This is a genomic window from Pseudaminobacter soli (ex Li et al. 2025) (genome assembly GCF_029892515.1).
GTDB lineage: Bacteria > Pseudomonadota > Alphaproteobacteria > Rhizobiales > Rhizobiaceae > Pseudaminobacter > Pseudaminobacter soli_A.
Genome location: NZ_JARXVF010000001.1, coordinates 1187663 through 1213422 on the forward strand (window position 1 = coordinate 1187663; position 25760 = coordinate 1213422).

The window sequence follows — 25760 nt, forward strand, 5'->3', positions numbered from 1 at the left end:
TGCGCAACGAGATTTTACATATAAAAGACATACAATTATTGTTACAAGGAAAATTGTATGCATACCAAGGCAATGAGCGCAGATCGATCCATGTACACCAGCATCACTGAGCCGCTTCAGCCCCGCGACTTTCACGACCGGATCTATGCCGGCCAGGTGCTTCGGCTCGGCGGACTCCAGCCAATGCGTGAGCTGGTCGCCTTCACCCGCGCCTTCCTCAAGGAGGCCTTCGCGCCCTTCTCACCCATCGAGATTCACAGGTACCTGTCACACCAGCAGCAGACCGAGCGCTTCGGGCAGCTGCAGCGCGACTTCGCCCGCTCGCCCGAGGTCAAGCGGCTATGGCGCGATGTTTTCGAGGCGACGGGGCTCGATGCGGACGGGCTGGCGCGCGACAGCCTCTATCTGCGCTTCCAGCCGCACCAAGGACCGGACAGCATCGTCCCGCGTGCGCGCACCACGGCGACCATTGCCTTCCACCGCGACACCTGGGGCTCGAACCTCTATGCGCAGACCAACTGGTGGGCGCCGATCTACGAAATCGACGCCGGCCGCACCTTCGCGATCTATCCGTCCCTATGGGATCGCCCGGTGGCCAACACCAGCGCTGGCTTCGACCTGGCGGCCATTTTAGAGCGATCGAAGGCCGGCGGGCGCAATACGGTCGATGCCGATGAGGCGATCCCGCATCTGACCGAGCAGTTGGAGGTCACCGATGCAACGCCGGTGGTGATTGCGGCCGGCGAGATCATCGCCTTCTCCAGCGCGCATGCCCATGCCGGCGTGCCGAATTCGACCGGGCTGACGCGCATCTCGCTCGAAACCCGTACGCTGTGGATCACAGACGTCCGAGAAGGGCGCGGCGCACCCAATGTCGACGGCTATGCGCCGTGGATGTCGCCTGGCATGTTCCGCCGCGTGAGTGACGAGATGCCTCTCAACGAAATCCTCGGTACGTCGCGCCTCGTGCCCTTCACCGGGCCCTTGCCGCCTGCCCGTCACACCACCATCGACGACATCGCCGATTGCTGATCGAGCAGTTCGGCGATCTGCTCCAGGCTGGCCGAGAGCAAGGCGCGATCGGGGGCCGCACCCAGGCCAAGGCGCACTGCCTCCGGTACCGGACCGGCAACCGAAAAGGCATCGCTGGTAACCACCCCTATCCCGACCGAACGCAGGCGCGCGGCAAAGTCGGCGCGATTCCAGTGACTCGGAAGCTTCAGCCAAGCGTGAAAACCCTCGGGGTTCGTCTGCACGAGTTCCGGCGGCAAGGTCTGCGAAACGATCGCCTGCCGCTCGCGCGCCTCCGCCCGGATCGCCGCGAGCACGGAATGCGCCGTCCCGTCCTCGATCCAGCGCGTCGCGATGGCGGTGGTCAGGGGAGAAGCCATGCCGGCGGTCGCCCGGATTGCGCCGGCAAGCCGGGCAAGGTTTTGGCCCTCGGGAAGAACCAAATAGGCGACGCGCAAGGCCGGGGCGACGCACTTGGCAAGACCAGCGATATGATAGGTGATGTCGGGCGCCAGCGCCGCAAAAGGCGCCAAGGGGTTGAGCGGCAGGGCGCCGTAGGCGTCATCCTCGATGATGAGCACATTATGCTCGCGCGCAATCGCAATGATACGCTTGCGCCGGGCCAATGACAGCGTCGCTGTCGTCGGATTATGCAGCGTGGGATTGCAGTAGAGCAGCTTCGGCGCGCGCTCGCGGCAAAGCTCTTCAAAGGCCTCAGGAACGAGCCCTTCCGCATCCATGGCAACGCCGGTAACACGCAGGCGCAGGTGCTCGGCAGCTGCCAGAAAACCCGGATAGGTGAGCGCTTCGGCGCAGACGGTTTCGCCGGGCGCGGCCAGCGCCCCCAGCAAGGCAAGCATCGCCCCTTGCGCGCCCGGACAGACCAGCAGCCGGTCCGGGCCGATCTCTCCTAGCCGCGGTGCCGGCCAGGCAGCGCCCGCCGCGCGGTCTCGCGAGGTGCCGCCGGCCTCCTGATAGCGCATCAGAAGCTCGATGCCTTCGCCAGCCTGCAGGCCGGAAATCCCGTCCCACATCCGGCCGGCCAATTCGGGATCGTCGAAACGTGGCGGCAGGTTCATGCTCATGTCGATGAGGCCGGTGATCGCCACTACCCTGTCGGCCCGTCGCTTGGCCCGCACATAGGTGCCCTGCCCGACGCGCCCTTCTACCAGCCCGCGCTTTCGCGCCTCGGCATAGGCGCGGCTTACGGTGGTAAAATCAATGCCAAGTTGCTCGGCCAGAGCCCGCTGCGGCGGCAGGCGGAAGCCGGCCGCCAGCCGGCCGGCCGCGATATCCGCCGACAGCGCATCGGCAATCGCAAGATAGAGCGGGCCGTCGGCCTTGGAGATGGAAGGCGACCAGTTCATGAACATCGCACCGAAATCGTCGTCATCATGGGTGCATATATATGCACAATGTATGCCGAAGGCCATGCGCTAGCCGCCACGCGCTTGGGCAAAACTCGGAAGCCCTGCGGCTCATCGCATCAGCTTGCCGAATTCGGTGCTCAGTTTCTTCGCCCTACAGCTCCTGACACAGAGATTTCGGCGCCCCTTCCTTTCGCAGGACCGAATGGTTCCGACCATAGGTGAAATAGACCACAAGCCCGATCAGAAGCCATACGATCAGCCGTGCCCAGGTTTCCCAAGGCAGGCCGACCATCAGGAGCAGGCAGAACAGAATACCCAGTATTGGCACCACCGGCACGCCGGGCGTGCGGAACGGCCGTGTAACGTCGGCATGGCTCTTGCGAAGGAAGATGACGGCACCGCAAACCAGCACGAACGCAAACAGCGTGCCGATGCTGACCATCTCGCCCAATATGCCGATCGGGGTAAGAGCCGCCACGATCGCGACGACCGTGCCGATCAGTATCTGGCTTTTCCACGGGGTCCTCCGCACTGGATGGATCTGTGCGAACACCGGCGGCAACAGGCCGTCATGGGCGATGGTGAAGAAGATGCGGCTCTGGCCGTAGAGCAGCACCAGTATGACTGTCGTCAGGCCAGCCAGGGCGCCGATCTTGATCAGCACGGCAAACCACGTCAGCCCGATGACGTCGACTGCCTTTGCGATCGGGTCCGCGACGTTCAGCGCGGGATAGGGAACGATGCCCGTCAGCACCGCTGCTACCAAGATGTAAAGCACGGTGCAGATGGCAAGGGAGCCCAATATGCCGATCGGCATGTCCCGCTGTGGGTTCTTGGCCTCCTGGGCGGCAGTCGAGACTGCATCGAAGCCGATGAAGGCGAAGAACACCACCGCCGAACCGCGCAGTATGCCGCTCCAGCCGAAATGACCGAACTGGCCGGTGTTTTCGGGAACGAGAGGATGCCAGTTGGCGGACACAACATAGGCCGAGCCGATCAGGATGAAGGCCAGCACGACCGTCAGCTTGACGGCGACCATAATGTTGTTGATCCGCGCCGATTCCTTGGTGCCCATCACCAGCATGAAGGTCAACACGGCAACGATGAACGCGGCCGGCAGGTTGACGATGCCGTAGATCACCGTGCCGTCGGCAAGCTTGTCAGCAACAGTGTCCGGCGCCGCGGCGAAGGCCGGCGGAATGTTGATGCCGAAATTCCTGAGCAGGCTGACGACATAGCCTGACCAGCCGACCGAGACCGTCGCGGCACCCATGGCATATTCAAGGACAAGGTCCCAGCCGATGACCCAGGCGACAAGTTCGCCCAGTGTAGCGTAAGTGTAGGTATAGGTGCTGCCCGCGACCGGTATCAGCGCCGCCAGCTCGGCATAACAGAGGCCGACAAAGGCGCAGGCGATGCCGCCCAGCACGAATGACAGCATGATGCCTGGCCCGGCATATTGCGCTGCCGCGGTTCCGGTCAGAACGAAGATACCGGCTCCGATGATGCAACCAATGCCGAGAGCCGTGATGCTTAGCGCGCCAAGGCTGGGCGCAAGCGTGTGAGCTTCCGAGCCGCGAATGATGTCGGCTATCGGCTTCCTGTGCATATAGTCAGCGATGGTCATGGCACTCGTCTCCTCCGGATCGGGTGCTCATGCCGTGAAGGTCATGCCACCCAAAGGCGGCGCGGTCGCCTGACGGTGACCACCTTGAATGGCCGTCCCGGAAGATGCCGGATTCAATCGGGCCATTCGTTGCCCGTGGTCACTCTTGAAGCAGCAGGTTTGCCGTTTCGGGCAGATATGGTTCTGGCTGGCTGCGCCACAATTTGCGCATCTTTGCCCAAAAACTCGCTTGCTCCCCGCAAAGTTCCGCCCGCCCCCGAAGCTCGCGAAGTCGTGTAGAGGGCACTCGCCGGGATGGCTCCCTGGCGCGCGCGGAACGCAAGGCCCGGCCATTTGCGATTGTCGCGTCTGCCCTGCAGCCTAGATACCCCCCATGAACCTCTGCACCTGAAACGGCTTCTGCAGGAGGAAAAGATGGAAGACAAAAAGACCGAGTCCGATGGCGACCAGATCTACGAGGAACGCGACGCTGTTGCGATCTTTCATGACGAGGCATCGCTGAACAAGGCGGTCGACGAGTTGATGCAGATCGGTATCCGGCAGGACGACCTCAGCCTGCTGGCGGACTCGAAATCGGTGCCCGGCAATAACGACAAGAGCCTGGAAAACAAGGACTTCGTGAAACAGACCAACTATGTCTCGCCCGACTCGCGCACTGAGGGGCTGGCGGCGTTGGTGGCCGTGCCGGTCTATGTCGCCTGTGCCGGGGTAGCTGCGGTGGCGACCGGCGGAGCGTCCTTGATCCCGACCGTTGCCCTTGTGGCCGGAAGTGGCGTTGCGGCAGGGGCAGTGGGCCTGATGCTGGCAAGGGTCTTTGGGAAGCACCACGCCGAACGTGTCCAGGAACAGATCGCAAAGGGCGGCTTGCTGCTCTGGGTTCATCTGCCCTACAAGAAGCGCGACGCGCAGGTGATGAAAATTCTGCGCCGCAACGGCGCAAAGGATGTTCACCTGCACGTCGTCAAGCGCAGCTGGGGCGTGTCCGACGTCCCGCTCCACGATACCGAGCCAGATCCGTTCCTGGGCTGAGCTAGATGGTGCCGACCTGCCCTCGCAGGCTAAGGGGTGCTGCCTATGCAGTCAGAAAACCTTCTCAAGCTCGGCTTTCGCCTTGCTCCAGAGCGACGCCTTCGGCTCCTTCTGGCAGGCTTCGACGATCATCGGCGTCACCTTCTCGATGCCGTCTATATTCAGGGTGACCTCGTTCGGCTTCTTGGAGCCCTGGCGAAACCCTTCGGCCCAGGCGATCACGGTCGGCTTGAATGAGTCCTCGAGGCCATTGAAATCTTCGCAGGTAACTTCTGTCACCTTTTTCTTGGCCATGTCCTCCTTGCCCTTTGTTTCAGCGGCAAAGCTGATGCTCGAGACGGTCAAGAGTGCGGTTACAATCGATAGACCCGTGATCCTGAGAAGCATCTTGTTTCTCCATCGTGCGCCGATCTCGGCTCGTCCCCTCGGCGTCAACAGCTAGCGCGAGAGGAATGGCAGGCAACCCGGCCCTCCATCACAACTGAACCCTTGCGGGCGCGTCTATTTTGCCGGGCTGCCGGATGGATTGTTCAGCGATTGGTCGATGGTATTCTGCAACCACTCGTCGCGCGAGATGCCGGCGGCCTTGGCCGCGTCGTCGACCCTGCCGAGTATGGCCGGCGCAAGCGGCAGATCGACCAGAACGTCGATCTCGCCTCCGCCTGGCGCGGTGTAGGCCAGTGCCGCAACCTGGCCAGCAAAGCGGCGCACAAGATCGGTCTTCTCGGTGTCGCTCAGGCGGGGATCGTTTGCGACCAGCGGGCAGTAGGCCCACACCAGATGATCGACGATCATTGCCGGCGCGATCTTGGCGGTCGTGAGATTGCCGACCATTTCGGCAAGGCGCCTGCGAGCATCGAGCTGCGTCATGTTCTCCTCCAGTCCCTTGACCGGCGGCAGGTCCTTCGGCGCGTTCGGAGCCTCATTGTAGGCGCATTCGAAGCCGGCGGCCTGCGCGCCTCCGGCTGCCATCGGCAGGGCAAGGCCCGTTAAGAGCGCCGCTGCGAAAAACATCCTGTTGCGCATTTCTCTTCCTTCCTGCGTTTGCTGCGTTGAGGAAAGTCAGTCATGCGTCGGCGACGGCGCAGGTGCTTCCGCTTCGGTTTCACCGTCCTCGCCCTCGGGCGCTTCGGAGTAGAGCGGCTTGCGCAGAATGTGCGCATGGCCCCATTCGCGTACCCATTCCATCACCACATAGAGCATCGGGATCAGGAAGATACCGATCGCCGAGGCCGCGATCATGCCGCCGAAGACGGAGGTGCCGACAGCGCGTCGGCTTGCCGCGGCCGCCCCCACGGCGATGACCAGCGGGACCAGCCCGAGGATGAAGGCAAAGCTCGTCATCATCACCGGCCGGAAACGCTGGCGGGCACCGACGATCGCCGCTTCGTTGAGCGCCATGCCCTCCTCGCGCCGCTCCTTGGCGAACTCGACGATGAGAATGCCGTTCTTGCTGGCAAGCGCGATCAGCACGACGATGCCGATCTGGGCATATATGTCGTTGGCCAGACCGGTGATCCACAGCGAGACGAGCGCGCCAACAATGCCCGCGGTGACGGCGAGCAGCACACCGACGGGTATCGTCCAGCTTTCGTAGAGGGCAACCAGGAACAGATAGGCGAACAGCACCGCCAGGCCGAGAATGATGCCTGTCTGGCCCGCCGCCTGCAGTTCCTGCAGCGCAGTGCCCGTCCATTCGTAGCTGTAGCCGGGTGGCAAGGTGGCCTTGGAAATCTCCGACATCGCTGCCAGGGCTTCGCCGGAGCTGACACCCGGCGCGGCGTTGCCCGTGATGCTGGCGCTGCGATAGTTGTTGTAGCGGGTGATGAAGAGCGGCCCGAGGCGTTGCTGGGCGTCGACCAGCGCGCGCAGCGGCACCATGTTGCCATGCGAAGATCGCACGAAGATGCGATAGACATCCTCGATTGTGCGCCGGTCCTGCTCCTCGCCCTCCACGATGACCTGCCAGGTGCGACCCAGCGTGTTGAAATTGTTGACGAAATACCCGCCGAGCGTCGACTGCAGCGCGTTGAAGATGTCGATCGGCGAGACGCCCAGGCTCAAGGCCTTGTTGCGGTCCACGTTCAGGTAAAGCTGCGGCGTATCGGTTGCGAATGTGGTGAACACGCGCGACAGCTTCGGGTTCTTGTTGGCCGCGACAATCATGGCCCGGGCGACCGAGGCCAGTTCCTGCGGCGAACGCCCCTGCTGATCCTCGAGCTGGTATTGGAAGCCGCCTGACGAGCCGAGACCGATGATCGGCGGCAAATTCAACGGGATGACCACCGCGCTGCGCATCGTTGCGGTGCGCTGGCTCACTTCCTTGATGATGTCGAAGGCCGTGATCTTCTCCTTCACGCGCTCTTCGAAGGGTTGCAACGACACAATCAGAAGTCCCGCATTGGACTCCGCCAGCCCGTCGATGAAGCTGTAGCCGGTGACGCTGGTGACGTCCGATACGCCCGGAATCCCGCGTATGATGTCTCCAACCTCAGCCACCGCGGCGGCTGTGCGGCTCTGCGCGGCAGCAGCAGGGAGGTTTACCTGCACGAAGAACAGGCCTTGGTCTTCTTCCGGCAGGAAACCGGTCGGCGTGATCTTGTTGAGCACATAGGCGATGCCGCCGAAGGCTGCGACGAGCACGATCGAAAGGAAAGCCACGCGTACGAGCCTGCGAACAATGAAGGCATAGCCGTCGCTGATCTTCTCGATGCCGAGCGACAGCTTGTCCATGGCGCGGCCATACAGGCTCTTGCCATGACCATGGCCCGGCTTGAGCAGCACGCCGCACAGCGCCGGGCTGAGGGTGAGCGCGTTGATTGCCGAAATCAGCATCGCCACCGAAACGGTCACCGCAAACTGCGCATAGAGCGCGCCTGTGATGCCGGGGATGAAGCCGACCGGCACGAACACCGACAGAAGCACCAGCGTGATGGCGATGATCGGCGCGGTGATCTCGCGCATCGCCTGCTTGGTCGCTTCCCTCGGCGGCAGGCCGGTCTCGGTCATGACCCGCTCGACATTCTCGACCACCACGATCGCATCGTCGACGACAATGCCGATGGCGAGGATCATCGCGAACAGGGATATGGTGTTGGCCGAAAAGCCGATTGCCAGCAGGACCGCAAAGGTGCCGATCAGCGAAACGGGCACCGCGATGGTCGGAATGAGAGTCGCCCGGAAGTTGCCAAGGAAGATGAACACCACCAAGACGACCAGGACGAAGGCCTCGAGCAGCGTCTTGATCACCTCGTGGATCGTCGAGGAGACGAATACGGTGGTGTCGTAGGTGATCTTGTAGTCCAGACCCGCCGGAAAGTTTTGTTTCAACTGCTCCATCGCCGCGCGCACGCCTCCGGCGGCGGCAACCGCGTTGGACCCCGGCGCCTGGTAGACGCCGATGACGGCAGCGGGCTTGCCGTTCAAACGGCCGATCGTGTCGTAGGACTGGGCGGCAAGCTCGACGCGCCCGACATCCCTGAGACGCACCAGCGAGCCATCGGGATTGGCACGCACCACGATCTGCTCGAATTCCGGGACGGTCGTCAGCCGCCCCTGCGTGGTCAGGTTGAGCTGGATCTGCTGCTGGTCCGACATCGGCGGCGCGCCGAGACGGCCTACGGCGGCCTGGACGTTCTGGCTGCTAACCGCATTGATGATGTCGTTCGGCGTCAGGCCAAGACTGGTCAGCACATCCGTCTTGAACCAGATGCGCATGCTGTAGTTGAGCGTGCCGAAGGACTGCGCAAGGCCGACGCCCGAAACGCGCGCCAGCTTGTCGATGACATTGATGACGCCGTAATTGTTGAGGAAGAGTTCGTCGTATCGGCCGTCGGGTGAATAGAGCGTGACAACCTGCAGAAAGGCGGACGACTGTTTCTTCACGGAGACGCCGACGCGCGTCACTTCCGCAGGCAGGTTGGCCGTGGCAAGCTGCACACGGTTCTGCACGTTGACGGTGTTGAGGTTCGGATTGGTGCCAACCTTGAAGGTGACTGTCAGCGTATAGGAGCCGTTGTTGCCGCTGATCGAGTTCATATAGATCATGTCGTCGACGCCATTGACCTGCGCCTCGATCGGCTGCGCCACGGTGGCCTCGACCACCTCGGCGCTGGCGCCCGCATAGCTCGCCGATACCGATACCTGCGGCGGCACGATATCGGGGAACTGGGCAACCGGAATACGGGTGAGCGAAATCAAGCCGGCCAGTGTAATGACGATCGCAATCACGATGGCGAGGCGCGGCCTGTCGACGAAGATGGACGACAGCATCGCTCACTTCCCCGCAGGCTCGGCCGGCTGGGCAGCCGGCGCGGCTTCGGTAACCGGTTGCGGCGCAACCACCTGACCGGGACGAACGCGCTGCAGCCCATCGGTGATGACGACGTCACCCGCCTTCAGGCCTGACTGGATGACCACGTCGCTTCCGACAGTCTGGCCCTGTGTGACCGCGCGCTGTACGACCTTGTTGCCGTCACCCACGGTCAGCACATAATTGCCGCTCTGATCTGTCAGGACCGCCTTTTGCGGAACCAGCAGCGCCTCCACGGGCTTCTTGCTTTCAGCGAGAATCCGGACGAACTGGCCGTCCAGCAGCGTGTCCTTCGGATTGGGGAATTTGGCGCGAACCGTCAGCGTGTCCGTATTGGGATCGACCTTGATGCCGGTGTAGTCGATGACGCCGACTTCCGGGTAGACCATGTTGTTCGACAGCGTCAGATGTACTGCGATATTGCCTGTCGTGGCGCTCGCGCGGTCACCTGCCGTGAATTCAAGAATGATCCTGTCGCTGACGGGAAATGTCACATAGATCGGATCCTGGCTGACGATGGTCGCGAGCGGCCCGGCGCTCGGACCGACCAATGCCCCGACACTGAAATTGGCCGCGCTGACGCGACCGGCGAAGGGGGCACGAATCTCGGTATAGCCGAGATTTATCTGCGCCTGCTCGAGCGAGGCCTTGGCCTGCGCGACCACCGCCTGCCCCTGCTTTTCGGCGGCCACGGCGTTGTCGAGCGCCGCCTGCGTTCCGGTCTTCTGCTGAAATAGCGTTCGCGCGCGCTCCGTCTGAATCTTCAGATTGGCGGCGTCGGCCTGCGCCTTGTCGAGATTGGCCTGTGCCGAATCCACCGAAGCCTGAAAGGTATTCTTTTCGAGAACGAAAAGCAGGTCGCCCGCCTTGACGGCCTGACCTTCGGTATAGGCGCGCTTGTTGAGGAAGCTGTCCACCCGGGCGATCAGGCTGACATTGTCGATGGCCTCGACGCGCCCGACGAAAGAATGTCCTGGGTTGGTCGGGTGCTCGGCCACCTCGATGACGCCGACCGGCGTCGGTGGCGCCGGCGCAGCTGCCTTGTTCTGGTCCGCACCCTCTTTGCCGCAGGATGCCAGCAGCGGGGCAATCGCGAGCATCGCCAGGAAGGCCACGATCCGAGCACGGCCGCTCAGGCCCCGGCTTGCCGGGTGAAAGCGTAGAAGACGGCGGTTGCAAAAGCTGACCATGGGGCGTCTCCCGTGCACGGCCCAAGGCCGTCGAAACGGTTCGGACATGTCCATGGTCGGCCTACGGAGGCTTTGGCCTCGGATCGGCACTTTTGGACGGACGACCCGCTGTCATCTGAAGTCCCTGGATTTCCCCTGCCAAGTCGGCGTCAAAAATCCCGTTTCAACCAAATTCGGGGCGCGAAGGCCTAAAATCGCTTTGCCGGACCGGCATGCCATGCCGCTCCCGCGCAGAGAAAAACTGCGCTCCTCTCAGGCTAACTAGGAGGGAGGCCTGCGTTGTCAAACAGCGCGCAGTGTGGTCAAGCGTCTGAGGCGCAGGGGGAATTCAGGACAGCGAACCTCCAGTGCAGTTGGAGGTTCTTGGTCGTACGCTTCACGAGCCAGCGCTCGCGGCAGGATCAGGCGATGCTTTCGCCGCCGTCGATCACCAGCGCGTGGCCGGTCATGAAGGCCGAGTGGTCGCAGGCCAGATAGAGGATCGATTCCGCGATCTCTTCCACCGTCGCCCAGCGGCCGAGCGGAATGGTCTTTTCGACGTAGCGCTCCAGCGCTTCGCGGCCGCCCATCTGCGCCATGTAGGGGTCGTTGAAGGGGGTGTCGACGAAGCCGGGGCACAGCGCGTTGACGCGGATGTTGTCCTTGCCATAGTCCAGCGCCATCTGTTTGGTCATCATGATGGTCGCCGCCTTGGAGGTGATGTAGGCCAGCATGCCCGTATCCAGGAACACGCCGGAATTGGACGCCGTGTTGATGATGACGCCGCCGCCCTGGGCGCGCATATGGGGCACGGCCAGCTTGGCCGCGAAGAAGTGCGCGCGGGTGTTGAGCCGGTAGGAAATATCCATGCCGTCCGGGCTGACTTCCTCAAGCGTCCCGTTGATCTGGACGCCGGCATGGTTGTGCAGGATGTCGATGCGGCCGTGCTGCTCGATGGCGAAGTCGATCATCTTCTTGAGATCGTCGTCCACCGACACGTCGACCCGCAGGAAGTCGGCCCGGCCGCCGGCGGCGCGGATTTCCTCGGCCGCCGCTTCGCCCGCCGCCACGTCACGATCCGTGACGACGACGATTGCCCCTTCCCTGCCCAGGCGCTTTGCGCCGGCGCGACCGATCCCCGAGGCCGCCCCGGTGATCACCGCGACCCGATCTTTCAGCAACATTATCGATTGTCTCCCTACGTGAGGTATCGTGACGTGTTTTCCGTCAGGCCGCGGCCGCATCGCCCTTGCGCTTGTCGCGGAGCAGGACCTGCACCGTGAACAAGAGGAGCATTGAAATGGCGAGGATCATCGTGCCGATGGCGTTGATCTCCGGCGTGACGCCGCGCCTGATCGACGAGAAGACGAAGATGGGCAGCGTCGTGTTGGGCCCGGCAACGAAGAAGGCGATGATGAAGTCGTCGAAGCTGAAGGTGAAGCTCAACAGGAAGCCCGCCGCGATTGCCGGCAGAAGCTGCGGCAGCGTGATCGTGCGGAAGGTGTTGAACGGCGTCGAATAGAGATCGGCCGAGGCCTCCACCAGCGAATGGTCCATGCCGACCAGACGCGAGCGCACCACCAGGATGACCAGCGACAGCGTATAGAGCGTGTGGGCGGCAATGATCGAGCCGTAACCCAGCCCCGCGCGCGGTACGCTGCCCCAAGCAACCGGCCACAGCGAGGCCATAAGGCTGTTGAGAGCGTCGAACATGCTGGCCAGTGCCACCAGCGTCGCGATGCCGATCACCACACCCGGCACCATGATGGCGACATAGATCAGGCTGTCGAACACGGCCCGCAGCTTTCCCCGAAGCCGCTCGAGGGCAAGTGCCGCCGTGGTGCCAAGGATCACCGACAGCACCGCCGTGACGCTCGCCACGATCAGGCTGTTGGCCAGCGCCTTGGTGACGAAGGGATTGGCCAAAGCGCGGCCGTACCAGGCGAAGCTGAAGCCCTGGAAATCCGCCGCGTAGCGCCCCGAATTGAAGCTGAACACTACGATGACGGCGATCGGCACATAGAGGAAGAAATAGACCAGCCAGGCGTAGATGCGCATCCTGCTTTTCCTTCAAGTCACGGCAAGGTGCTGGATTTGCCGGCGCTCGCCGCCATGGTGAGGCGGACATAGAGCGTGATCAGTACGAGCATGACGATCACCAGCGTCAGCGACATGGCTGCCCCAAGGGGCCAGTTGCGCGACTGCAGGAAGAGATCGACCAGCGCATTGCCGATGAAGAAGATCTTGCCGCCGCCCAAAAGCGAGGGGATGAGGAATTCGCCCATCAGCAGGATGAAGACCAGCAGCGAGCCGGTGACCACGCCGGGCAGCGAGAGCGGCAGCGTCACCGTCAGGAAGCTGCGCAGAGGCGAGCTGCCCAGATCGGCCGCCGCATCGAGCAGGCGTTTGTCGAGCTTCTCGAGGCTGACGAAGATCGGCAGCACCATCAGCGGCATGTAGGCGTAAACGATGCCCAGCAGCACAGCGAAAGGCGTGTTGATCATCTGGATTTCGGGAAAGCCGATTGCAGCCAGAAGCGCGGGCAGCCCCTTGCCGCTCAGGATGAACATCCAGGCATAGGTGCGCACCAGAAGGCTGGTCCAGAACGGCAGCACCACGAGCACGAGCAACCCGTATCGCCAGCGCGGCGACACTTTCACGGCCAGGTAATAGGCCAACGGATAGGCGACCAGCACGGAGATCAGCGTGCCCGTCGGCGCCAGCATGATCGTGTTCTTGAAAGCTGCCAGCCTGGAGCCCAGGCTGGCATATTGCTTGAGGGTAAGGGCGGCCTGATAGCCGCCCACAGGTCCGCGCTCGCCCAGGCTGAAGACGATGATCACCAGCATGGGCAGGAGAAGAAGCACGAAGAACCAGAGGGCCGTGGGCGCCAGAAGCAGCGCCGTGACGACGGACTTTCGCCTGCCTTCGTTCGATGTCGCGAGAGCGGCTGTCATCGCCACGGCCTTCCGATTGCTTACGCCGACTTGAAGCGCGCGATGATCTCGGCGCGGTTCGGATCGGTCAGCGTCACCGCCGCGCCGAATTCCAGAGCCGACAGAAGTTCGGCCGCCGGGTTCAGGATCGGGTCGTTAACCACCTCGGCCGGCTGCAGTGCAACCGCCCGCTTGTCCGTCAGCGGATAGCCAGCCACTTCGGCTTCGCGCACCTGGATGGCCGGATCGAGCAGGAAGTTGAGAAAGGCGTAGGCCGCCTCGCGATGCGGTGCATCCTTCGGGATGACGAAGAAGTCGGTCCAGATCTCGCCGCCTTCGGCACCCAGCACATAGTGCATGTTCGGGTCGTCGCGGTTGAGCTGCTTGGCGTCGCCCACCCAGCACAGCGACATCCAGGCATCGCCATTGCGCAGCGGCGGCTGGTAGTCGCTGGTGATGCCGAACAGATGCGGCTTGGCCTTCATCAGCAGCTCTTCGGCCTTGGCCAGCTCGTTGGTATCCACCGAGTTGAACGAATAGCCGTAGTATTTCAGCGCCATGCCGATGGCGGTGAGCTGGTAGTCGTGGACGATGGCGCGGCCGGTGTAGTCGGTCATCGCACGGTCCCAGAACTCCTTCCAGGTGACGATCGTCGGATCGACATGGGCGGTGTTCAGGATGAAGCCGGTGGTGCCCCAGTGCTTCGGAATGGCGTAGACCACGCCATCGACCATGCCCTCATTGGCAAAGCGCTGGGCCTGCGAGGCTGCGTCGTAATTGGACAGCTTGTCCAGTTCGAGCTGTTCGATGAAGCCCAGCTGCTGATAGGTGGAGATGGTGTAGTTGGTGGCGACAAACAGGCTCCAGCCGGCGCTGCCCGCCTGGAGCTTGGCCAGCATCTCTTCGTTGGAGCCGAAGACGTTGACGTCGACCGCAACACCGGTCTTTTCGGTGAATTCCTGCAGCACGTCGGGGTTGTGATAGTTCGGCCAGGTCGCGATCGACAGCTGGTTGCCCAGATCGCCCTCGGCGAAGGCCGGCCGGGTGAACAGGCCCGGCATTGCGCCGCCCAGCGCCACCGTTGCAGCACCGAGCCCGGTCACGCCCAGGAAATGGCGTCGGGAAATCGATCCGCGCTGATAGCTTTTCAGCAAGTCCATGAACTTCTTGCGCGGGAACACGCCTGCGCCAGCATCCTCATAATCGGCCATTGTCTTCCTCCCTGTGTTTTTGCGAACCCGTAGAAAAAATCTTCTCAGGACACCGCCAGCACGTCCGCCGATCTCCAGCCGAAGGCGACCACATCGCCCTTCTCGAAGGAGCTGGCGCTTCCATCCGCCTGCCGGGAACGGCGAGCCAGCACGTTGCCCAGGACAGGATGATGGATTCGATATTCGGTGAGGTCGCCGAGGAAGATCCTGTTGACGACACGGCCCTCCAGGCGGATGTCGAGCTCTTCGCCCAGCGTCTGCGTCGATGGCACGACGGCCACGATCTCCGGCCGCACCGAGAGCGTGACGTCCTGGCCGGCCGCGAGCGGTCCTGCCTGATTGGTGAGCTGTCCGCTCAGACGGCCGATGCCATCCATCACGATGCTGGCGGTCTTGCCGTCGGCTGCTGCCGCGGGGCCTGCAATGAGGTTGGACTTGCCGACGAAACCCGCAACGAATGCGTCCGCCGGACGGTCGTAAAGCTCCTGCGCCGAGCCCTTCTGGACGATGCGCCCCTTGTTCATCAGGCAGACCACATCGCTCATCGACATGGCCTCCTCCTGGTCGTGCGTGACCAGAACGAAGGTGATGCCGAGTTCGCGCTGCAGGCTCTGCAGCTCGTGCTGCATGTCCTCGCGCAGCTTGCGATCGAGCGCGGCGAGCGGCTCGTCAAGCAACAGCACATTGGGCCGATTGACGAGCGCGCGCGCCAGCGCCACGCGCTGCTGCTGCCCGCCCGACATCTGGAAGATGCGGCGATCGCCGAAGCCCGGCAGCTGCACCAGCTCGAGCGCTTCGCCGACGCGGCGGGTGATTTCGGCCTTGTCGAGGCGCGGCCGCTGGTTGCGCAGGCCATAGGCGATATTCTGCGCGACCGTCATATGCGGGAACAGCGCGTAGTGCTGGAACACCATGTTCACCGCGCGCCGGTAAGGTGGTACGTCGGTGACCGACTTGCCGCGAATGAGGATGTCGCCGCTGGTGGGCTGCTCGAAGCCCGCAATCAGCCTGAGCGAGGTGGTCTTGCCACTGCCGGACGGACCGAGAATCGACAAAAACGTGCCGGCCTCGACGACCAGATCGAACTTCTCGACTGCGGCAACCCCGCCATAATGCTTAGATGCCGATCGAAACTCGATATCCGGCACTGATCCGAGATCGGACACTCTGCTCCCCCGAATTACGGCCCGGGCGCTCGCGCAAGCCCTGGCCGGTATATGCTCCGTTGTCGGTATTCGATACGAATTTCCGCCCGACGCAACATATCCCTCCAATGAGCTAATTTCTACTGATAATGGCGCTGGATGGGATATTTCCCATTTGGTATAACCTTGGGTGCATATTGCTTGTGAGATAGGGGGCTAGGGATGGCGAAAGAGACGAAGGCAGGCGGCACTTCGGCCAACAACTTTCTCCTGCAGCCGCAATGGTATGTGCAGCTGGGCGAACTGGTCTCGCAGGTTGGAGAAGAGGGTTTTTCCGATGCGCTGGCCGCCACACTCAGGCATCTGACGCAATTCGATTACACGGTCACCTTTGCCTATAACGGCCCCGATGTGCCGCTGTGCCTGCACCACACCTTCCCGCCGGAGCAGTATGCCATCCACGTCACCGAATATGAGGTCGGGCCCTATTTCCTGGACCCGCTCTACAAGGCATCCCTCGACGGGATGAGATCGGGCATCTTTCGCCTGGGCGACGTGGCGCCCGACCAATTCTACAAGAGCGAATACTACCGCTCCTATTATGTGCAGACCGGCCCGGTAGACGAGGTCGCCATGTTCATTCCCGGCAATGAAAGCTGGACGATCGTGACATCGCTAATGCGCAGGCACAGCCAGCCGGCTTTTTCCTCGCGCGAATTGCGCACGCTTCGCTGCGTCGAGCCGCTTCTTGGAAAGATCGCCGAGGCCCACTGGCGAACCGACCCGAGGCTGAAAGCGGCAAAACCCGTGCAGGATGAGAAGGAGGTACTGCGGCGCACCGTGCAGGACGCGCTTGCGCGGCTGGGCATGCCGGCGCTGACGCCCAGGGAGACGGAAGTTGTTGGCCTGGTGCTGCAGGGGCATTCGTCGGAGTCGATCTCCAACATCCTCGGCATCTCCGCAGGCACCGTGCGCATCCACCGCAAGAACGTCTACGCCAAGATGCGCATCTCCTCGCAGCGCGAGCTGTTTTCCATCTTCATGCAATCGCCGATCAGCGCCGGCTAGGGCTCAGTGCGCCGTTAGCAGCGGCAGCGGACAATCGTCGAGGAACGATGTGGTGACACCGCCCAATATGGCTTGCCGCAAGCGGGAATGGACGAATGCGCCCATGACCAGCATGTCCATGGCTTCGCTGGCGGCAAAGCTGCGGATCAGCACGGCCGCACTGTCAGCCTTTCCCGAAAGGGTTGCGAGTTCGCAGCCTATGGCATGCCGCGCGAGATAGGCTTTCAGGTCGGCGCCCGGCGTCATCAGCGACAAGTCCTTTTCGTCGGTCACCGTCAGAGCCGTCACATTATCGGCAAGCCGTAGAAACGGCATCGCCTCCTTCACGGCACGTGCCGAGCGCGCACTTCCGTCCCAGGCGATCAGGATGCGACGAGGCGGAGGCTGGGCACCTTGCGGCGGAATGATTAGCAGCGGACGCCCCGTGTCGAACAACGCGCTTTCGATCGCGTTCCGGGCCGGCGCGGCGTCCGGTCCAGCCGCATCGAGCACGGTCAGGTCGTGAACGCGCGCTGCATGCAGGAAAGGAACCGGACCGCGCCCGGGCGCATTATCGGCGACCAGTTCGACACCAGCCTCGGCGATCAATAGTCTGGCCGCCTGACGGGTCGAGAGCGACAGTTCCTCGGACCTTGCCGTCTCTCGCTCCACCCAGTCCAAAGCCGCGGTCGAACTGAGTTGCGCCTTGAAAGCTCGAAGCCATCCCGGGCCGCAAGGGCCGTGGCATATCTCAATGCCGGCGTCCCTTCGAAATCCGGCTGCGCGGATATGCCGGCCAGCAAGCAGGTCAGATTGATGCCACCGCTTTCAGGTTCCATGCTGCCCAACCTCCACGGATCATTCCTTGGCTTCCCGGCCCGACATCTGTTCAACGAGAATGCGAAAGAAGATGTGCGGCGAATGGTCGGTCAGCGGCTGGTCATACGGCTTGAAAGCTCCCGGCTCCCACCAGTCGTAATGCTTGCTCAGCACCGACCAGGCATGTTCGCGAACGACCTTGTGGCCGATCTCGTCCGGGAGTTCCTCGAAGCGGCCCTCGGCCACCACGCTTCGCCATGCATTTCCCTTGCCCGGCTGCTCCACGAAAATGGAAACGCGCGGATTGGCCCTCATCCATTTGATCTTCTTGCCGGGCATCGAGAAGGCGTAAACGTGGCCGTCGGAATAGGCGTAGTGGATCGGGACGACGTAAGGCTGAGCGTCCTTCGCGCAAGCCAGGAAGGCGACCCGATTGCCGGCAAGCAACTCGGTGCATTCGAAACCCGACAATGTGCGGATATGCATAGTGGCTCTCCTATTGCGTCGATCCGATGTCCTGCGGCCTGAACTTCCTCAGGAGGTCGATGACCTCTTCGTCCGTGAGCTGGGGAAAATGCAGGTAGTGATATGCGAGTGCCAGGAAGTGCGCCGGCTGGCCAATGCAGACCACCCGGTCGGCTTCCCGGCTGAGTTCGATGACGGTTTCGGGCGGCGCAACCGGCAGCGCGGCGATCGTTTCGCGCGGCGACCGCCGCCTCATCGAGCGGAGCGCCACCTTCATCGTCGCTCCCGTGGCCGCGCCATCGTCGACCAGAATGGCGGTCTTGCCCGCGACCGATAGCGGTTGCCTTCCCTCGCGATAGACCAGCCTGCGCCGCTCCAGCTCTGGCCGCTGGCGGTCGATCAGCACGCGCAGCTCGTCGTCGTCGAGGCCATATCCATCCACGATGTCGCGATTGAGCACGATATCGGGCGGGTTGCCGTCGACAATTGCCCCGACGGCCAGCTCCGGGTTGCCGGGTGCTCCAATCTTCCGCACGATGACGACATCGAGAGGGGCATTCAGCTCCAGCGCGATTTCAGCCCCGACCGGCACCCCGCCGCGCGGCAACGCCAGCACGATCGGATCGGCCAAGCCGAGTTTGGCCAACTCGCTTGCCAGTCTACGCCCCGCGTCCTGTCGATTGCGGAACATGGCATCAATCCGCCTGTCTTAACCGCTCAAATTCTATCAACTCTTCTTCGGGCCATCACGCATTGATACGGATCAAGGCGGCGCAAAAATCGGCCCTAACGAAGTTTCACAAATGCCCGCTCTCGTAGTCGCTGCAGGACAGGCCGATCATGTCGAGACCGTCCGCCAGGTAGTCCGCGACCAAGGGCTCGCCGCACAGATACTCGGCCGTATGCTCGTTGTGAGCCTCGGCCGCCTGTCGATGCACTTCGTCCCAGTCTTTGGCCTCATAGTCGTCGCGGCCGAGCCACATCAGGGTCACGAGGTCGATCTGCTCGTCGATGGAAAGGTCGGAGATGAAGGAGAGCAACTCCTCCTGCACGGGATCGTCCCGATGGTCCTCCAAGACCCCGACATTCTCGTCGTCCGTCGGGTTGGAGCCCGGATCCGGTTCTGAGACCTCCTCCTTGGCGTCGAACTCCCGAGCCTTCATGATGATGAAGCAAACCGTCTTGAGCGGGACCGTCAAGTCCGGCCCGTCTTCTTCATCGGCTCCGATTCCGCGTTTCATGCCCGGATGCCCTTTTCGTGTTGCCAGCATTCGCAAAGCGCCCGGCTCGTCGTCTCGTCCGACGCAAGCGTTGCAGGTTTAGATCCGGTGAGTGCGGGCAGCCCCAGCGGGGAACCGATGACAACGTTGCGCTGTGGCGACGGCGCGAGACGCGTTCCAATTTAATAAGTGCCGGCCAAGACAAACGTTCCCGAACCCAAGCAGTGCAAGACCCAGAACTGCGAGATCACCTTCGCCCGGGGTGGGTTCGCGCTTCCGCTCTATTCCTTGAGCCCTGCGATGCGCTCGATGAAGGGGCGCTGCAGTGCCGGAAAACGGCCGATGACCGAGAATGCCAGGTTCCTGAACGTTTGCGCGGTCGGGCTGGTCGTCTGGGCCGTCCGCAGAATCCGCTCGCTGAGCGCGATCCAGCGTTTTCCTATCGGCCAGCGCTCCGCGGTGTAGCCGGCCAGCGTGCCGTCGAAGAAGCGGCGCGCAAAGGACGCGGAGTCCTCGATGCCGAGGTTCATGCCGCGCGCGCCCACCGGCGAATGCGCGTGCGCTGCGTCGCCGCCCAGAAAGATGCGGTTCGTCTGGTAGCGCTGCGCCTGCCGCGCCGGAATGTGGAAGCGATCGGTCCGCAGCAACTCCGTCACCCGGTAATTGCCAGGAATCCGGGCCAAGGCGTCGTCCGTATTCGAGACGGCGCGGAAACGACCTTCTTCAATGGGGATGATGAAGCCTACGTCGCCGTTCCGGTGCAGAAAGGCCTGGGCCGAAAGCGGCTCATAGGGCCAATCGGCAATCTCGGCGTCGGCGATGCTCCATTCACGCTTATGCGTGTAGCCCTGAAATTCGATCCCCAAAGCCTTTCGCACGGCGCTGTCGACGCCGTCGGCGCCGAATACCAAATCGAAGCGCGCCTCCTCCTGGCCATCGGGCGTCGCGATCCTTGCGTCGACCCCCTCGGCGCTTTCCTTGAGACCGTAAAGCGACGAACGCCATTCCACTCCGACCCCAAGTTCGGCCAGCCTGCCGACCATGATCGTTTCTGTATCCCGCTGTGGCAGTGAAAGCAGGAAATTGAACCGATGTGGGAGAGAAGAGATGTAGACCACGCCGAGTTCGCGACCTTCTTCGCTGAAGTGGACGTGACGGATCCTGAGACCCTTGTCCAACAGGCGTTCCGAAATGCCCGACGGCTCCAGGACATCGAGGCTGTGTGGGCTGATGCCGACTGCCTTGCTGAGCGGGGTGGGCGCGTCCTTCCGGTCGATTATGCGCGGAGTGACGCCGCGCCGGGCCAGTTCCAGCGCGGCAGTGAGGCCGGTTGGCCCGGCCCCGACGATCAGTATCTTGGTGTCGGCCTGTTGCTGTGCCACCTGTTCAATCCCGGTTCATGACATGCGCGATAACGCAGTCGGCTCAAGGTCGATCCCTGCACCATCGCCCTGCCGCCCTTTGCAACGGAAAATGAGCCATCCGGCCTACTACAGAAAAGACGCCACCCTATATTGTCGCCGCCCCAGAATGACCTGCGTTTATCAAAGACACGATAGATGCCATCAACGCTCAATTGATTATATCAAGAGAAAGTCAGCATAGACGCTGAGCACCAAAATGTGCATTATCGGTTTATCGGTAGTTTTGCTTGAAATTGCCGATGTCGGGGGTCTCTGAGTACCGTAACCCAATAGGGGAGGATGGGATGTCTTCCGACAGTCGCAGGCAATATCTGACACCTTCTGACATGACGATGATCGAGCAAGTGCTCGCCGAGGCCGGTCTCCGCAAGGAAGTACCGTCCGCACTCAGTCGTAATGCGGCAAAATTCCTGACACGCAAATTCCAGGACGGGCTGGTCGATCGGTCGGCCCTTGCCTCGGAGCTCAGGCGTCATCTGTCAACGCTGTCATAGTGCGATCGTAAGACTATTCGAAAGACCCGCCACGCCTCAGTCGCGGCGGGTCTTTTGACTCCGAACCTTCAAGAACTAGAGGGCGGAAGCCACGCAAACAGCCGATCCGTCGGGCGGGGCCATCTGGTCCGGACAGACCTTCGCGAAAGGAAATCCTACCGTGGCTCGCCGGTCTTGGGATCGATCTTGATCTCCACCTTGGCCTTGTCCGTGGTGTAATAGGTGATGTCGTAATAGCCGTCCGTCTCCCAGCTGATTTCGCTGAGGTAACGGAACTGCGGCCGCTTCTCGACCTTAGCGATGATCTCGGAAAGCTTGATGGCATTCTCCGCGGGGACTCCGGGCGAAGTCTGTGCCTGCGCGTGGCCGACCATCATGAGGGCCACGACCAACGATCCGACAATTTGGCGGCGGCCCATGGGGGTTTCCTCTCCAAAATCGCAATGGATTAGAACGGGCCATCCGGCCTTTGGTTCCGCCGGCGGACAACCCTGGCGCGTTTCATGGTTGGTTGATTTGCCGGCGCGAATATGGTGGATCATGCCGCCATGAGGAAATTCTGGCTTACGATAGCGGCCCTGTTGGTTGCCGCTGCACCGGCCTGGGCGCTCGACGCGCGCCTCAAGGCCGGTCTTTTGAAACTCGACCCCGACACCCGCCTGGAACAGCGTTGCGACGCCGAAGCGCTCGACCGTATCGGGCACGACAAAAATCCCTACAAGCCCGATCGCGTCGTGGCCTATGCCATCAAGACGCCGACCCTCCAGGGCGATACGATCGAGAGCCCCGGCGCGGCCTTTCGCGCCAAGGGGGAATGGTACCGCCTCTCCTATAGCTGCCGCACGGCCGACGACCGCATGCACGTTCTGTCGTTCCGCTATCGGATCGGCGACAAGATCACCGAAGCCGACTGGCCGAAATACAACCTCTGGCGCTGACGCCGCCGGCAGGCAAGCGGCGGCCGGGCTGGCCGACCGCTCGCCAAGTCCCCTGCCCTAGCCGCCCATGCCGCTGCGCGGCAGCAGGATGTTCTCGAAGCGCGCGCGCAGCTTGTCGTCGAGGGCGCGCGACACATGGCGCGGGAAACTCTCGGCCAGGATCTTCCGCTTTGCGGCGATCGCGCGGGCCACGATGTCGGGCCGCCCTTTCTCGTTCCACTCCTTGGGGCTGAAACGATCGCCGATGGCCGGGTAGAAATACTCGGTCTGCATCAGCTTCAGTGTCTGCTCATTGCCGAGATAGTGGCCGGGACCCTTGAGGCAGACCTCGGAGATCGTATCGATCGACAGCGCCTCGTCGGTGACCTCGATGCCGCGCACGCAGCGCTGGCAGTGGCCGAGCATGTCGTTGTCGATGATCAGGCTTTCCAGGCAGAAGCCGAGCAGCGAGGCATGCATGCCCGCCGATTCATAGACAAGGTTGAGGCCCGACAGGCCGGCCATGACATTGGTGATGCCCTTTTCATAGCCGGACTGGATATCGGGCAGTTTCGAGTCGGCCATGCCCGCGGCCGAACCGCCGGGCAGATCGTAGAACTGGGCCATCTGGGCGCAGGCCGCCGTCAGCAGCGCCTGTTCGGCCGAGCCGCCCGACATGGCGCCGGTGCGCAGGTCGGACACGAAGGGCCACGTGCCGAAGATTGCCGGATGGCCGGGCTTCAGCGCATTGACATAGACCAGGCCCGCCAGCACTTCGGCCACAGCCTGCACCACGGCGCCTGCGATTGCCGCGGGCGCGGTCGCGCCGGCCTGACCGGCCGACAGCAGCAGGATCGGAATGCCGCCCTTGACGCATTCCTCGAGTACGCCGCACGCATCCTCGGCGAATTTCATCGGCGGCACGACGAAGCAGTTCGAATTGGAAACGAACGGCCGGGCGCGGAATTTCTCCTCGCCTCCGGCGATCGCGTAGAGCATTTCCAGCGCAGGCGCCACGTTCTCGCGGACGGTGAAGGACGTCCCGACATGCTTGGACGTGCCCATCACGCAGGCATAGAGCGTGTTGAAGTCCATATCGAGCGGATCGGGGATATCGCGCGGCACCATCGGCCGCTGGAAGAAGTGGATGTTGTCCATCTGATCCACGATGCGGGCAGCATCGTAGATGTCCTGCAGCAGGGACTCGCGATATTCGCGCTTTTCGACATCCACGACATGCACGGCAGCACCCGCGGTGCCGTAGTGCACGCGCGTGCCCTGGATCACCATGTCGTGCTTGGGGTCCTGCCCATGGAGCGTGAAGTTGCGCGCGGCCGTCTTGATGGTCGACAGAACCAGTTCGCGCGGGAAGCGAATGCGGCCGTCCTGGCCATAGGTCGCGCCAACCCTGGTCAGCGCCTCGATGCAACTTGGAATGGCATTGGCGAAACCGACGGTTTCAAGAAGGACCAGAACCGCTTCGTGGATCCGCTCCAGTTCGTTCTGGCCCAACGGCTTATACCTGCCGCCCTCGAGGCCAGGCCGGATCGGCCGAACATCGTCGGCCAAGGGCGCCGAGCGCAATGCGCGGCGCGCCTCACGCCCTCCAGAACGGCGGGAGTGTTGCTCCGCCGCCGCCACGTCACGCTCATCCAAAGCAGTCGACATGCCAAAAACCTCCACATTTTCGTCGGCATCCCGTGCCGGATGTCCCTCCAGTCACGTCGCCCGTTCCCCTAAGGTCGCGACTATGCGCGCCATATTAGGCCTCGCGTATGGGCCACGATTTTCCGTAAGATGGTCCAGAAAAACGAACGAAAACGGCCGGGCAGATGCCCGGCCGTTTTCGTGTTTTCGAGACTATTTGAGGCCTGGATCAGGCCGCCGCTGGACGGCGGCCGGCGGCCGTCGCAAGTTCGCGAATACCCGGCTCGATGTGCTGCAGCGCGATCGAGGAGAAGCCGAGCCGCATGAAGCGCGAGGGCTTGTCCGAATGGTCGAAGAAGCGGTCGCCCGGCTCGATAAGCACGCTGCGCGAGGCGGCAGCTTCGGCCAGCCCGCGCGAATCCGTGCCGCGCGGTCCCTCCAACCAAAGCGAGGTGCCGCCGGCGGAATCCGTCGGGCGCCAGTCGGGCAGGAAGGCGTCGATGGCCTGGACCAGGCGCTTGCGGCGTTCGTCGAAGGCGGCCGACAAGCGGCGCACCAGCGCCTCGTGATGGCCGAGCGACAGGAACAGTGCCACCGCGCGCTGGTTGTTTGCCGGCGGGTGGCGCAGCATGAAGCGGCGCAGCGCGCGCAGCTCGGCAATCAGGTCAGCCGAGGCAACGATGTAGCCAAGGCGCAGGCCCGGCGCGAGCGTCTTCGACATCGAGCCGACATAGATGACGCGGCCCGAGCGATCGACGCTCTTCAGCGCCTGCTGCGGCGCCTCGTCGAGCAACTGGCTGTCATAGCCGTCCTCGATGATGATCTGGTTGTTGCGGCTGGCGCGGGCCAGAAGGTCCTGGCGGCGCTCTGGGCTCAGCGACACCATGGTCGGGCAGTGATGGCTCGGCGTCACGAACACGAAGCCCGCATCCGAAGGGATTGCCGAGGTCACGATGCCCTCAGAGTCCACCGGCGTGGGGTGCAGCTCCGCGCCGGCCAGCCGGAAGATGCTGCGCGCGTCGGGGTAGCCGGGGTCTTCCATGGCCACCTTGGTGCCCTTGGACATCAACAGCGACGCCAGCATATAGAGCGCGTTCTGCGCACCCAGCGTGACGATGATCTCGTCGGGATTGGCGAAGATGCCGCGCCGCGGCAGGAGCCGCGCCTGGATCTGCTCGATCAGCAGCGGGTCGTCGCGGTCGACCATGTCGGCCGCCCAGTTGCGGATTTCCAGCACAGCCAGCGCCATGCGGTTGCACTCGCGCCATTCTGCCGTGGGGAACAGCGCCGGGTCGAACTGGCCATAGACGAAGGGGTAGGAAGACTTGATCCAGTTGTCGAGCTTGGCCGGGCGCGGCATGTCGCTCGCGGCGATCTGACGACGCGCTTTCCAGTCGATCTCGTTGGCCTCGGCTGACTTCTGCTGCGGCTTGGCCGGCGTTGCCAGCACCTCGGGATTGACGAAGTGGCCGCGCCGCTCGCGCGCCACGAGAAAGCCCTGATCGACAAGCTGCTGGAAGGCCAGCACCACGGTGCCACGTGCCACGCCGAGCTTCTCGGCCAGGATGCGGCAGGAGGGCAGCGGCATGGAAGCGGCGATCTGGCGGTCGAGGATGGCGGCGACGATTGCCTGACGGATTTGCGCCTGAAGCGTCTGGCCCGATTCCGCAGAAATCCTGAACAGTCCCGACCAGATGGCCGAATCGTTTCTCTGTGGCATGAAGCATTTCCTCGGGCAGGCGCTATATTTTTGTCTTCTTTGGACCAGTCGAGCGTATCCGTGGTCCAAAGGGTTGCGCCAATGAATTTTTCTAATCGCTAGGATTTATGCCAGTGATCTATGCTCGCGTGAGCCAAGCTCACAAAATCGAAATCCACAATATCAAATCGATTGAAATTTTCCGAGGCACAAGCCCG

Annotated in this window: 24 protein-coding genes; 5 read left to right on the forward strand and 19 right to left on the reverse strand. The window is 62.8% G+C overall.

The window, feature by feature from the left end; all coding sequences use genetic code 11:
* The first annotated feature begins 57 nt into the window (after positions 1-57).
* On the forward strand, positions 58-1032 hold the full coding sequence (locus tag M2281_RS05585; RefSeq protein ID WP_280820094.1) for a hypothetical protein: 975 nt from the start codon (positions 58-60) through the stop codon (positions 1030-1032).
* On the opposite strand, the gene M2281_RS05590 is transcribed toward M2281_RS05585, so the two are convergent.
* Both M2281_RS05590 and M2281_RS05595 read right to left on the reverse strand, forming a co-directional pair.
* Entirely contained in the window at positions 999-2378 is a 1380-nt protein-coding gene (locus tag M2281_RS05590) for a PLP-dependent aminotransferase family protein (protein ID WP_425537671.1), read from the reverse strand. The two genes, M2281_RS05585 and M2281_RS05590, sit on opposite strands and share 34 nt — an antisense overlap.
* A gap of 154 nt (positions 2379-2532) precedes the next feature.
* The gene (locus tag M2281_RS05595; RefSeq protein WP_280820096.1) at positions 2533-4008 is read right to left on the reverse strand and encodes an amino acid permease; all 1476 of its coding nucleotides are present in this window, start codon (positions 4006-4008) and stop codon (positions 2533-2535) included.
* Between the two features lie 414 nt (positions 4009-4422).
* On the opposite strand from M2281_RS05595, the gene M2281_RS05600 reads away from it, so the two are divergent.
* The gene (locus M2281_RS05600) at positions 4423-5037 is read left to right on the forward strand and encodes a hypothetical protein (RefSeq protein WP_280820097.1); all 615 of its coding nucleotides are present in this window, start codon (positions 4423-4425) and stop codon (positions 5035-5037) included.
* Positions 5038-5088: 51 nt separating this feature from the next.
* Here the strand turns inward: M2281_RS05600 and M2281_RS05605 are convergent, their stop codons facing one another.
* From M2281_RS05605 to M2281_RS05645, 9 genes are all read right to left on the reverse strand, one after another.
* Positions 5089-5424, reverse strand: coding sequence for an HdeA/HdeB family chaperone (locus M2281_RS05605; protein ID WP_280820098.1), 336 nt, complete (start codon positions 5422-5424; stop codon positions 5089-5091).
* A gap of 114 nt (positions 5425-5538) precedes the next feature.
* Entirely contained in the window at positions 5539-6063 is a 525-nt protein-coding gene (locus M2281_RS05610; RefSeq protein ID WP_280820099.1) for a glutelin, read from the reverse strand.
* 36 nt (positions 6064-6099) lie between these two features.
* Positions 6100-9309, reverse strand: coding sequence for an efflux RND transporter permease subunit (locus M2281_RS05615; RefSeq protein WP_280820100.1), 3210 nt, complete (start codon positions 9307-9309; stop codon positions 6100-6102).
* Between the two features lie 3 nt (positions 9310-9312).
* Positions 9313-10539, reverse strand: a complete 1227-nt coding sequence (locus M2281_RS05620) for an efflux RND transporter periplasmic adaptor subunit (RefSeq protein WP_342394244.1) — start codon at positions 10537-10539, stop codon at positions 9313-9315.
* Between the two features lie 401 nt (positions 10540-10940).
* Positions 10941-11702 (reverse strand): SDR family NAD(P)-dependent oxidoreductase, encoded by a 762-nt coding sequence (locus tag M2281_RS05625; RefSeq protein ID WP_280820101.1) that lies wholly within the window; start codon positions 11700-11702, stop codon positions 10941-10943.
* A 43-nt stretch (positions 11703-11745) separates the two neighbouring features.
* Positions 11746-12576 carry an ABC transporter permease gene (locus M2281_RS05630; protein ID WP_280820102.1) on the reverse strand — a complete coding sequence of 277 codons (831 nt, stop codon included), beginning with the start codon at positions 12574-12576 and terminating at the stop codon, positions 11746-11748.
* Positions 12577-12593: 17 nt separating this feature from the next.
* Positions 12594-13475, reverse strand: coding sequence for an ABC transporter permease (locus M2281_RS05635; RefSeq protein WP_280820103.1), 882 nt, complete (start codon positions 13473-13475; stop codon positions 12594-12596).
* A gap of 20 nt (positions 13476-13495) precedes the next feature.
* Complete coding sequence (locus M2281_RS05640; protein ID WP_280820104.1) at positions 13496-14665, reverse strand: spermidine/putrescine ABC transporter substrate-binding protein; 1170 nt, start codon at positions 14663-14665, stop codon at positions 13496-13498.
* 44 nt (positions 14666-14709) lie between these two features.
* Positions 14710-15831, reverse strand: a complete 1122-nt coding sequence (locus tag M2281_RS05645; RefSeq protein ID WP_342394245.1) for an ABC transporter ATP-binding protein — start codon at positions 15829-15831, stop codon at positions 14710-14712.
* A 201-nt stretch (positions 15832-16032) separates the two neighbouring features.
* Here M2281_RS05645 and M2281_RS05650 point away from each other — a divergent pair, with 201 nt between their 5' ends.
* Positions 16033-16878 (forward strand): helix-turn-helix transcriptional regulator, encoded by an 846-nt coding sequence (locus M2281_RS05650; RefSeq protein WP_280820105.1) that lies wholly within the window; start codon positions 16033-16035, stop codon positions 16876-16878.
* A 3-nt stretch (positions 16879-16881) separates the two neighbouring features.
* Here M2281_RS05650 and M2281_RS05655 read toward each other — a convergent pair whose 3' ends face one another.
* The 5 genes from M2281_RS05655 to M2281_RS05675 form a co-directional block, all read right to left on the reverse strand.
* Entirely contained in the window at positions 16882-17529 is a 648-nt protein-coding gene (locus M2281_RS05655; RefSeq protein WP_280821127.1) for a universal stress protein, read from the reverse strand.
* Between the two features lie 186 nt (positions 17530-17715).
* Positions 17716-18162, reverse strand: a complete 447-nt coding sequence (locus M2281_RS05660) for a pyridoxamine 5'-phosphate oxidase family protein (protein WP_280820106.1) — start codon at positions 18160-18162, stop codon at positions 17716-17718.
* Positions 18163-18172: 10 nt separating this feature from the next.
* Positions 18173-18832 carry a phosphoribosyltransferase gene (locus tag M2281_RS05665; protein ID WP_280820107.1) on the reverse strand — a complete coding sequence of 220 codons (660 nt, stop codon included), beginning with the start codon at positions 18830-18832 and terminating at the stop codon, positions 18173-18175.
* A 106-nt stretch (positions 18833-18938) separates the two neighbouring features.
* Positions 18939-19382: a DUF3775 domain-containing protein gene (locus M2281_RS05670; protein WP_280820108.1), complete on the reverse strand. Its 444-nt coding sequence runs from the start codon at positions 19380-19382 to the stop codon at positions 18939-18941.
* A 260-nt stretch (positions 19383-19642) separates the two neighbouring features.
* Entirely contained in the window at positions 19643-20743 is a 1101-nt protein-coding gene (locus M2281_RS05675) for an FAD-dependent oxidoreductase (protein ID WP_280820109.1), read from the reverse strand.
* Positions 20744-21069: 326 nt separating this feature from the next.
* Here M2281_RS05675 and M2281_RS05680 point away from each other — a divergent pair, with 326 nt between their 5' ends.
* On the forward strand, positions 21070-21279 hold the full coding sequence (locus tag M2281_RS05680; RefSeq protein ID WP_280820110.1) for a hypothetical protein: 210 nt from the start codon (positions 21070-21072) through the stop codon (positions 21277-21279).
* Between the two features lie 155 nt (positions 21280-21434).
* On the opposite strand, the gene M2281_RS05685 is transcribed toward M2281_RS05680, so the two are convergent.
* Positions 21435-21698, reverse strand: a complete 264-nt coding sequence (locus tag M2281_RS05685; RefSeq protein ID WP_280820111.1) for a PepSY domain-containing protein — start codon at positions 21696-21698, stop codon at positions 21435-21437.
* 129 nt (positions 21699-21827) lie between these two features.
* Here M2281_RS05685 and M2281_RS05690 point away from each other — a divergent pair, with 129 nt between their 5' ends.
* On the forward strand, positions 21828-22217 hold the full coding sequence (locus M2281_RS05690; protein WP_280820112.1) for a DUF930 domain-containing protein: 390 nt from the start codon (positions 21828-21830) through the stop codon (positions 22215-22217).
* A gap of 57 nt (positions 22218-22274) precedes the next feature.
* Here M2281_RS05690 and M2281_RS05695 read toward each other — a convergent pair whose 3' ends face one another.
* Both M2281_RS05695 and M2281_RS05700 read right to left on the reverse strand, forming a co-directional pair.
* Complete coding sequence (locus tag M2281_RS05695) at positions 22275-23864, reverse strand: trimethylamine methyltransferase family protein (protein ID WP_280820113.1); 1590 nt, start codon at positions 23862-23864, stop codon at positions 22275-22277.
* Between the two features lie 208 nt (positions 23865-24072).
* Positions 24073-25563, reverse strand: coding sequence for a PLP-dependent aminotransferase family protein (locus M2281_RS05700; protein ID WP_280820114.1), 1491 nt, complete (start codon positions 25561-25563; stop codon positions 24073-24075).
* Positions 25564-25760: the final 197 nt, after the last annotated feature.

What these genes read in the sequence shown, in the direction of transcription:
- M2281_RS05625 (WP_280820101.1), bottom strand. Translation starts at nt 11,702, where the DNA reads ATGTTGCTGAAAGATCGGGTCGCGGTGATCACCGGGGCGGCCTCGGGG.
- M2281_RS05690 (WP_280820112.1), top strand. Translation starts at nt 21,828, where the DNA reads ATGAGGAAATTCTGGCTTACGATAGCGGCCCTGTTGGTTGCCGCTGCA.
- M2281_RS05605 (WP_280820098.1), bottom strand. Translation starts at nt 5,424, where the DNA reads ATGCTTCTCAGGATCACGGGTCTATCGATTGTAACCGCACTCTTGACC.
- M2281_RS05680 (WP_280820110.1), top strand. Translation starts at nt 21,070, where the DNA reads ATGTCTTCCGACAGTCGCAGGCAATATCTGACACCTTCTGACATGACG.
- M2281_RS05640 (WP_280820104.1), bottom strand. Translation starts at nt 14,665, where the DNA reads ATGGCCGATTATGAGGATGCTGGCGCAGGCGTGTTCCCGCGCAAGAAG.
- M2281_RS05650 (WP_280820105.1), top strand. Translation starts at nt 16,033, where the DNA reads ATGGCGAAAGAGACGAAGGCAGGCGGCACTTCGGCCAACAACTTTCTC.
- M2281_RS05665 (WP_280820107.1), bottom strand. Translation starts at nt 18,832, where the DNA reads ATGTTCCGCAATCGACAGGACGCGGGGCGTAGACTGGCAAGCGAGTTG.
- M2281_RS05610 (WP_280820099.1), bottom strand. Translation starts at nt 6,063, where the DNA reads ATGCGCAACAGGATGTTTTTCGCAGCGGCGCTCTTAACGGGCCTTGCC.
- M2281_RS05685 (WP_280820111.1), bottom strand. Translation starts at nt 21,698, where the DNA reads ATGGGCCGCCGCCAAATTGTCGGATCGTTGGTCGTGGCCCTCATGATG.
- M2281_RS05700 (WP_280820114.1), bottom strand. Translation starts at nt 25,563, where the DNA reads ATGCCACAGAGAAACGATTCGGCCATCTGGTCGGGACTGTTCAGGATT.
- M2281_RS05590 (WP_425537671.1), bottom strand. Translation starts at nt 2,378, where the DNA reads ATGAACTGGTCGCCTTCCATCTCCAAGGCCGACGGCCCGCTCTATCTT.
- M2281_RS05630 (WP_280820102.1), bottom strand. Translation starts at nt 12,576, where the DNA reads ATGCGCATCTACGCCTGGCTGGTCTATTTCTTCCTCTATGTGCCGATC.
- M2281_RS05595 (WP_280820096.1), bottom strand. Translation starts at nt 4,008, where the DNA reads ATGACCATCGCTGACTATATGCACAGGAAGCCGATAGCCGACATCATT.
- M2281_RS05600 (WP_280820097.1), top strand. Translation starts at nt 4,423, where the DNA reads ATGGAAGACAAAAAGACCGAGTCCGATGGCGACCAGATCTACGAGGAA.
- M2281_RS05660 (WP_280820106.1), bottom strand. Translation starts at nt 18,162, where the DNA reads ATGCATATCCGCACATTGTCGGGTTTCGAATGCACCGAGTTGCTTGCC.
- M2281_RS05695 (WP_280820113.1), bottom strand. Translation starts at nt 23,864, where the DNA reads ATGTCGACTGCTTTGGATGAGCGTGACGTGGCGGCGGCGGAGCAACAC.
- M2281_RS05670 (WP_280820108.1), bottom strand. Translation starts at nt 19,382, where the DNA reads ATGAAACGCGGAATCGGAGCCGATGAAGAAGACGGGCCGGACTTGACG.
- M2281_RS05620 (WP_342394244.1), bottom strand. Translation starts at nt 10,539, where the DNA reads ATGGTCAGCTTTTGCAACCGCCGTCTTCTACGCTTTCACCCGGCAAGC.
- M2281_RS05615 (WP_280820100.1), bottom strand. Translation starts at nt 9,309, where the DNA reads ATGCTGTCGTCCATCTTCGTCGACAGGCCGCGCCTCGCCATCGTGATT.
- M2281_RS05585 (WP_280820094.1), top strand. Translation starts at nt 58, where the DNA reads ATGCATACCAAGGCAATGAGCGCAGATCGATCCATGTACACCAGCATC.
- M2281_RS05635 (WP_280820103.1), bottom strand. Translation starts at nt 13,475, where the DNA reads ATGACAGCCGCTCTCGCGACATCGAACGAAGGCAGGCGAAAGTCCGTC.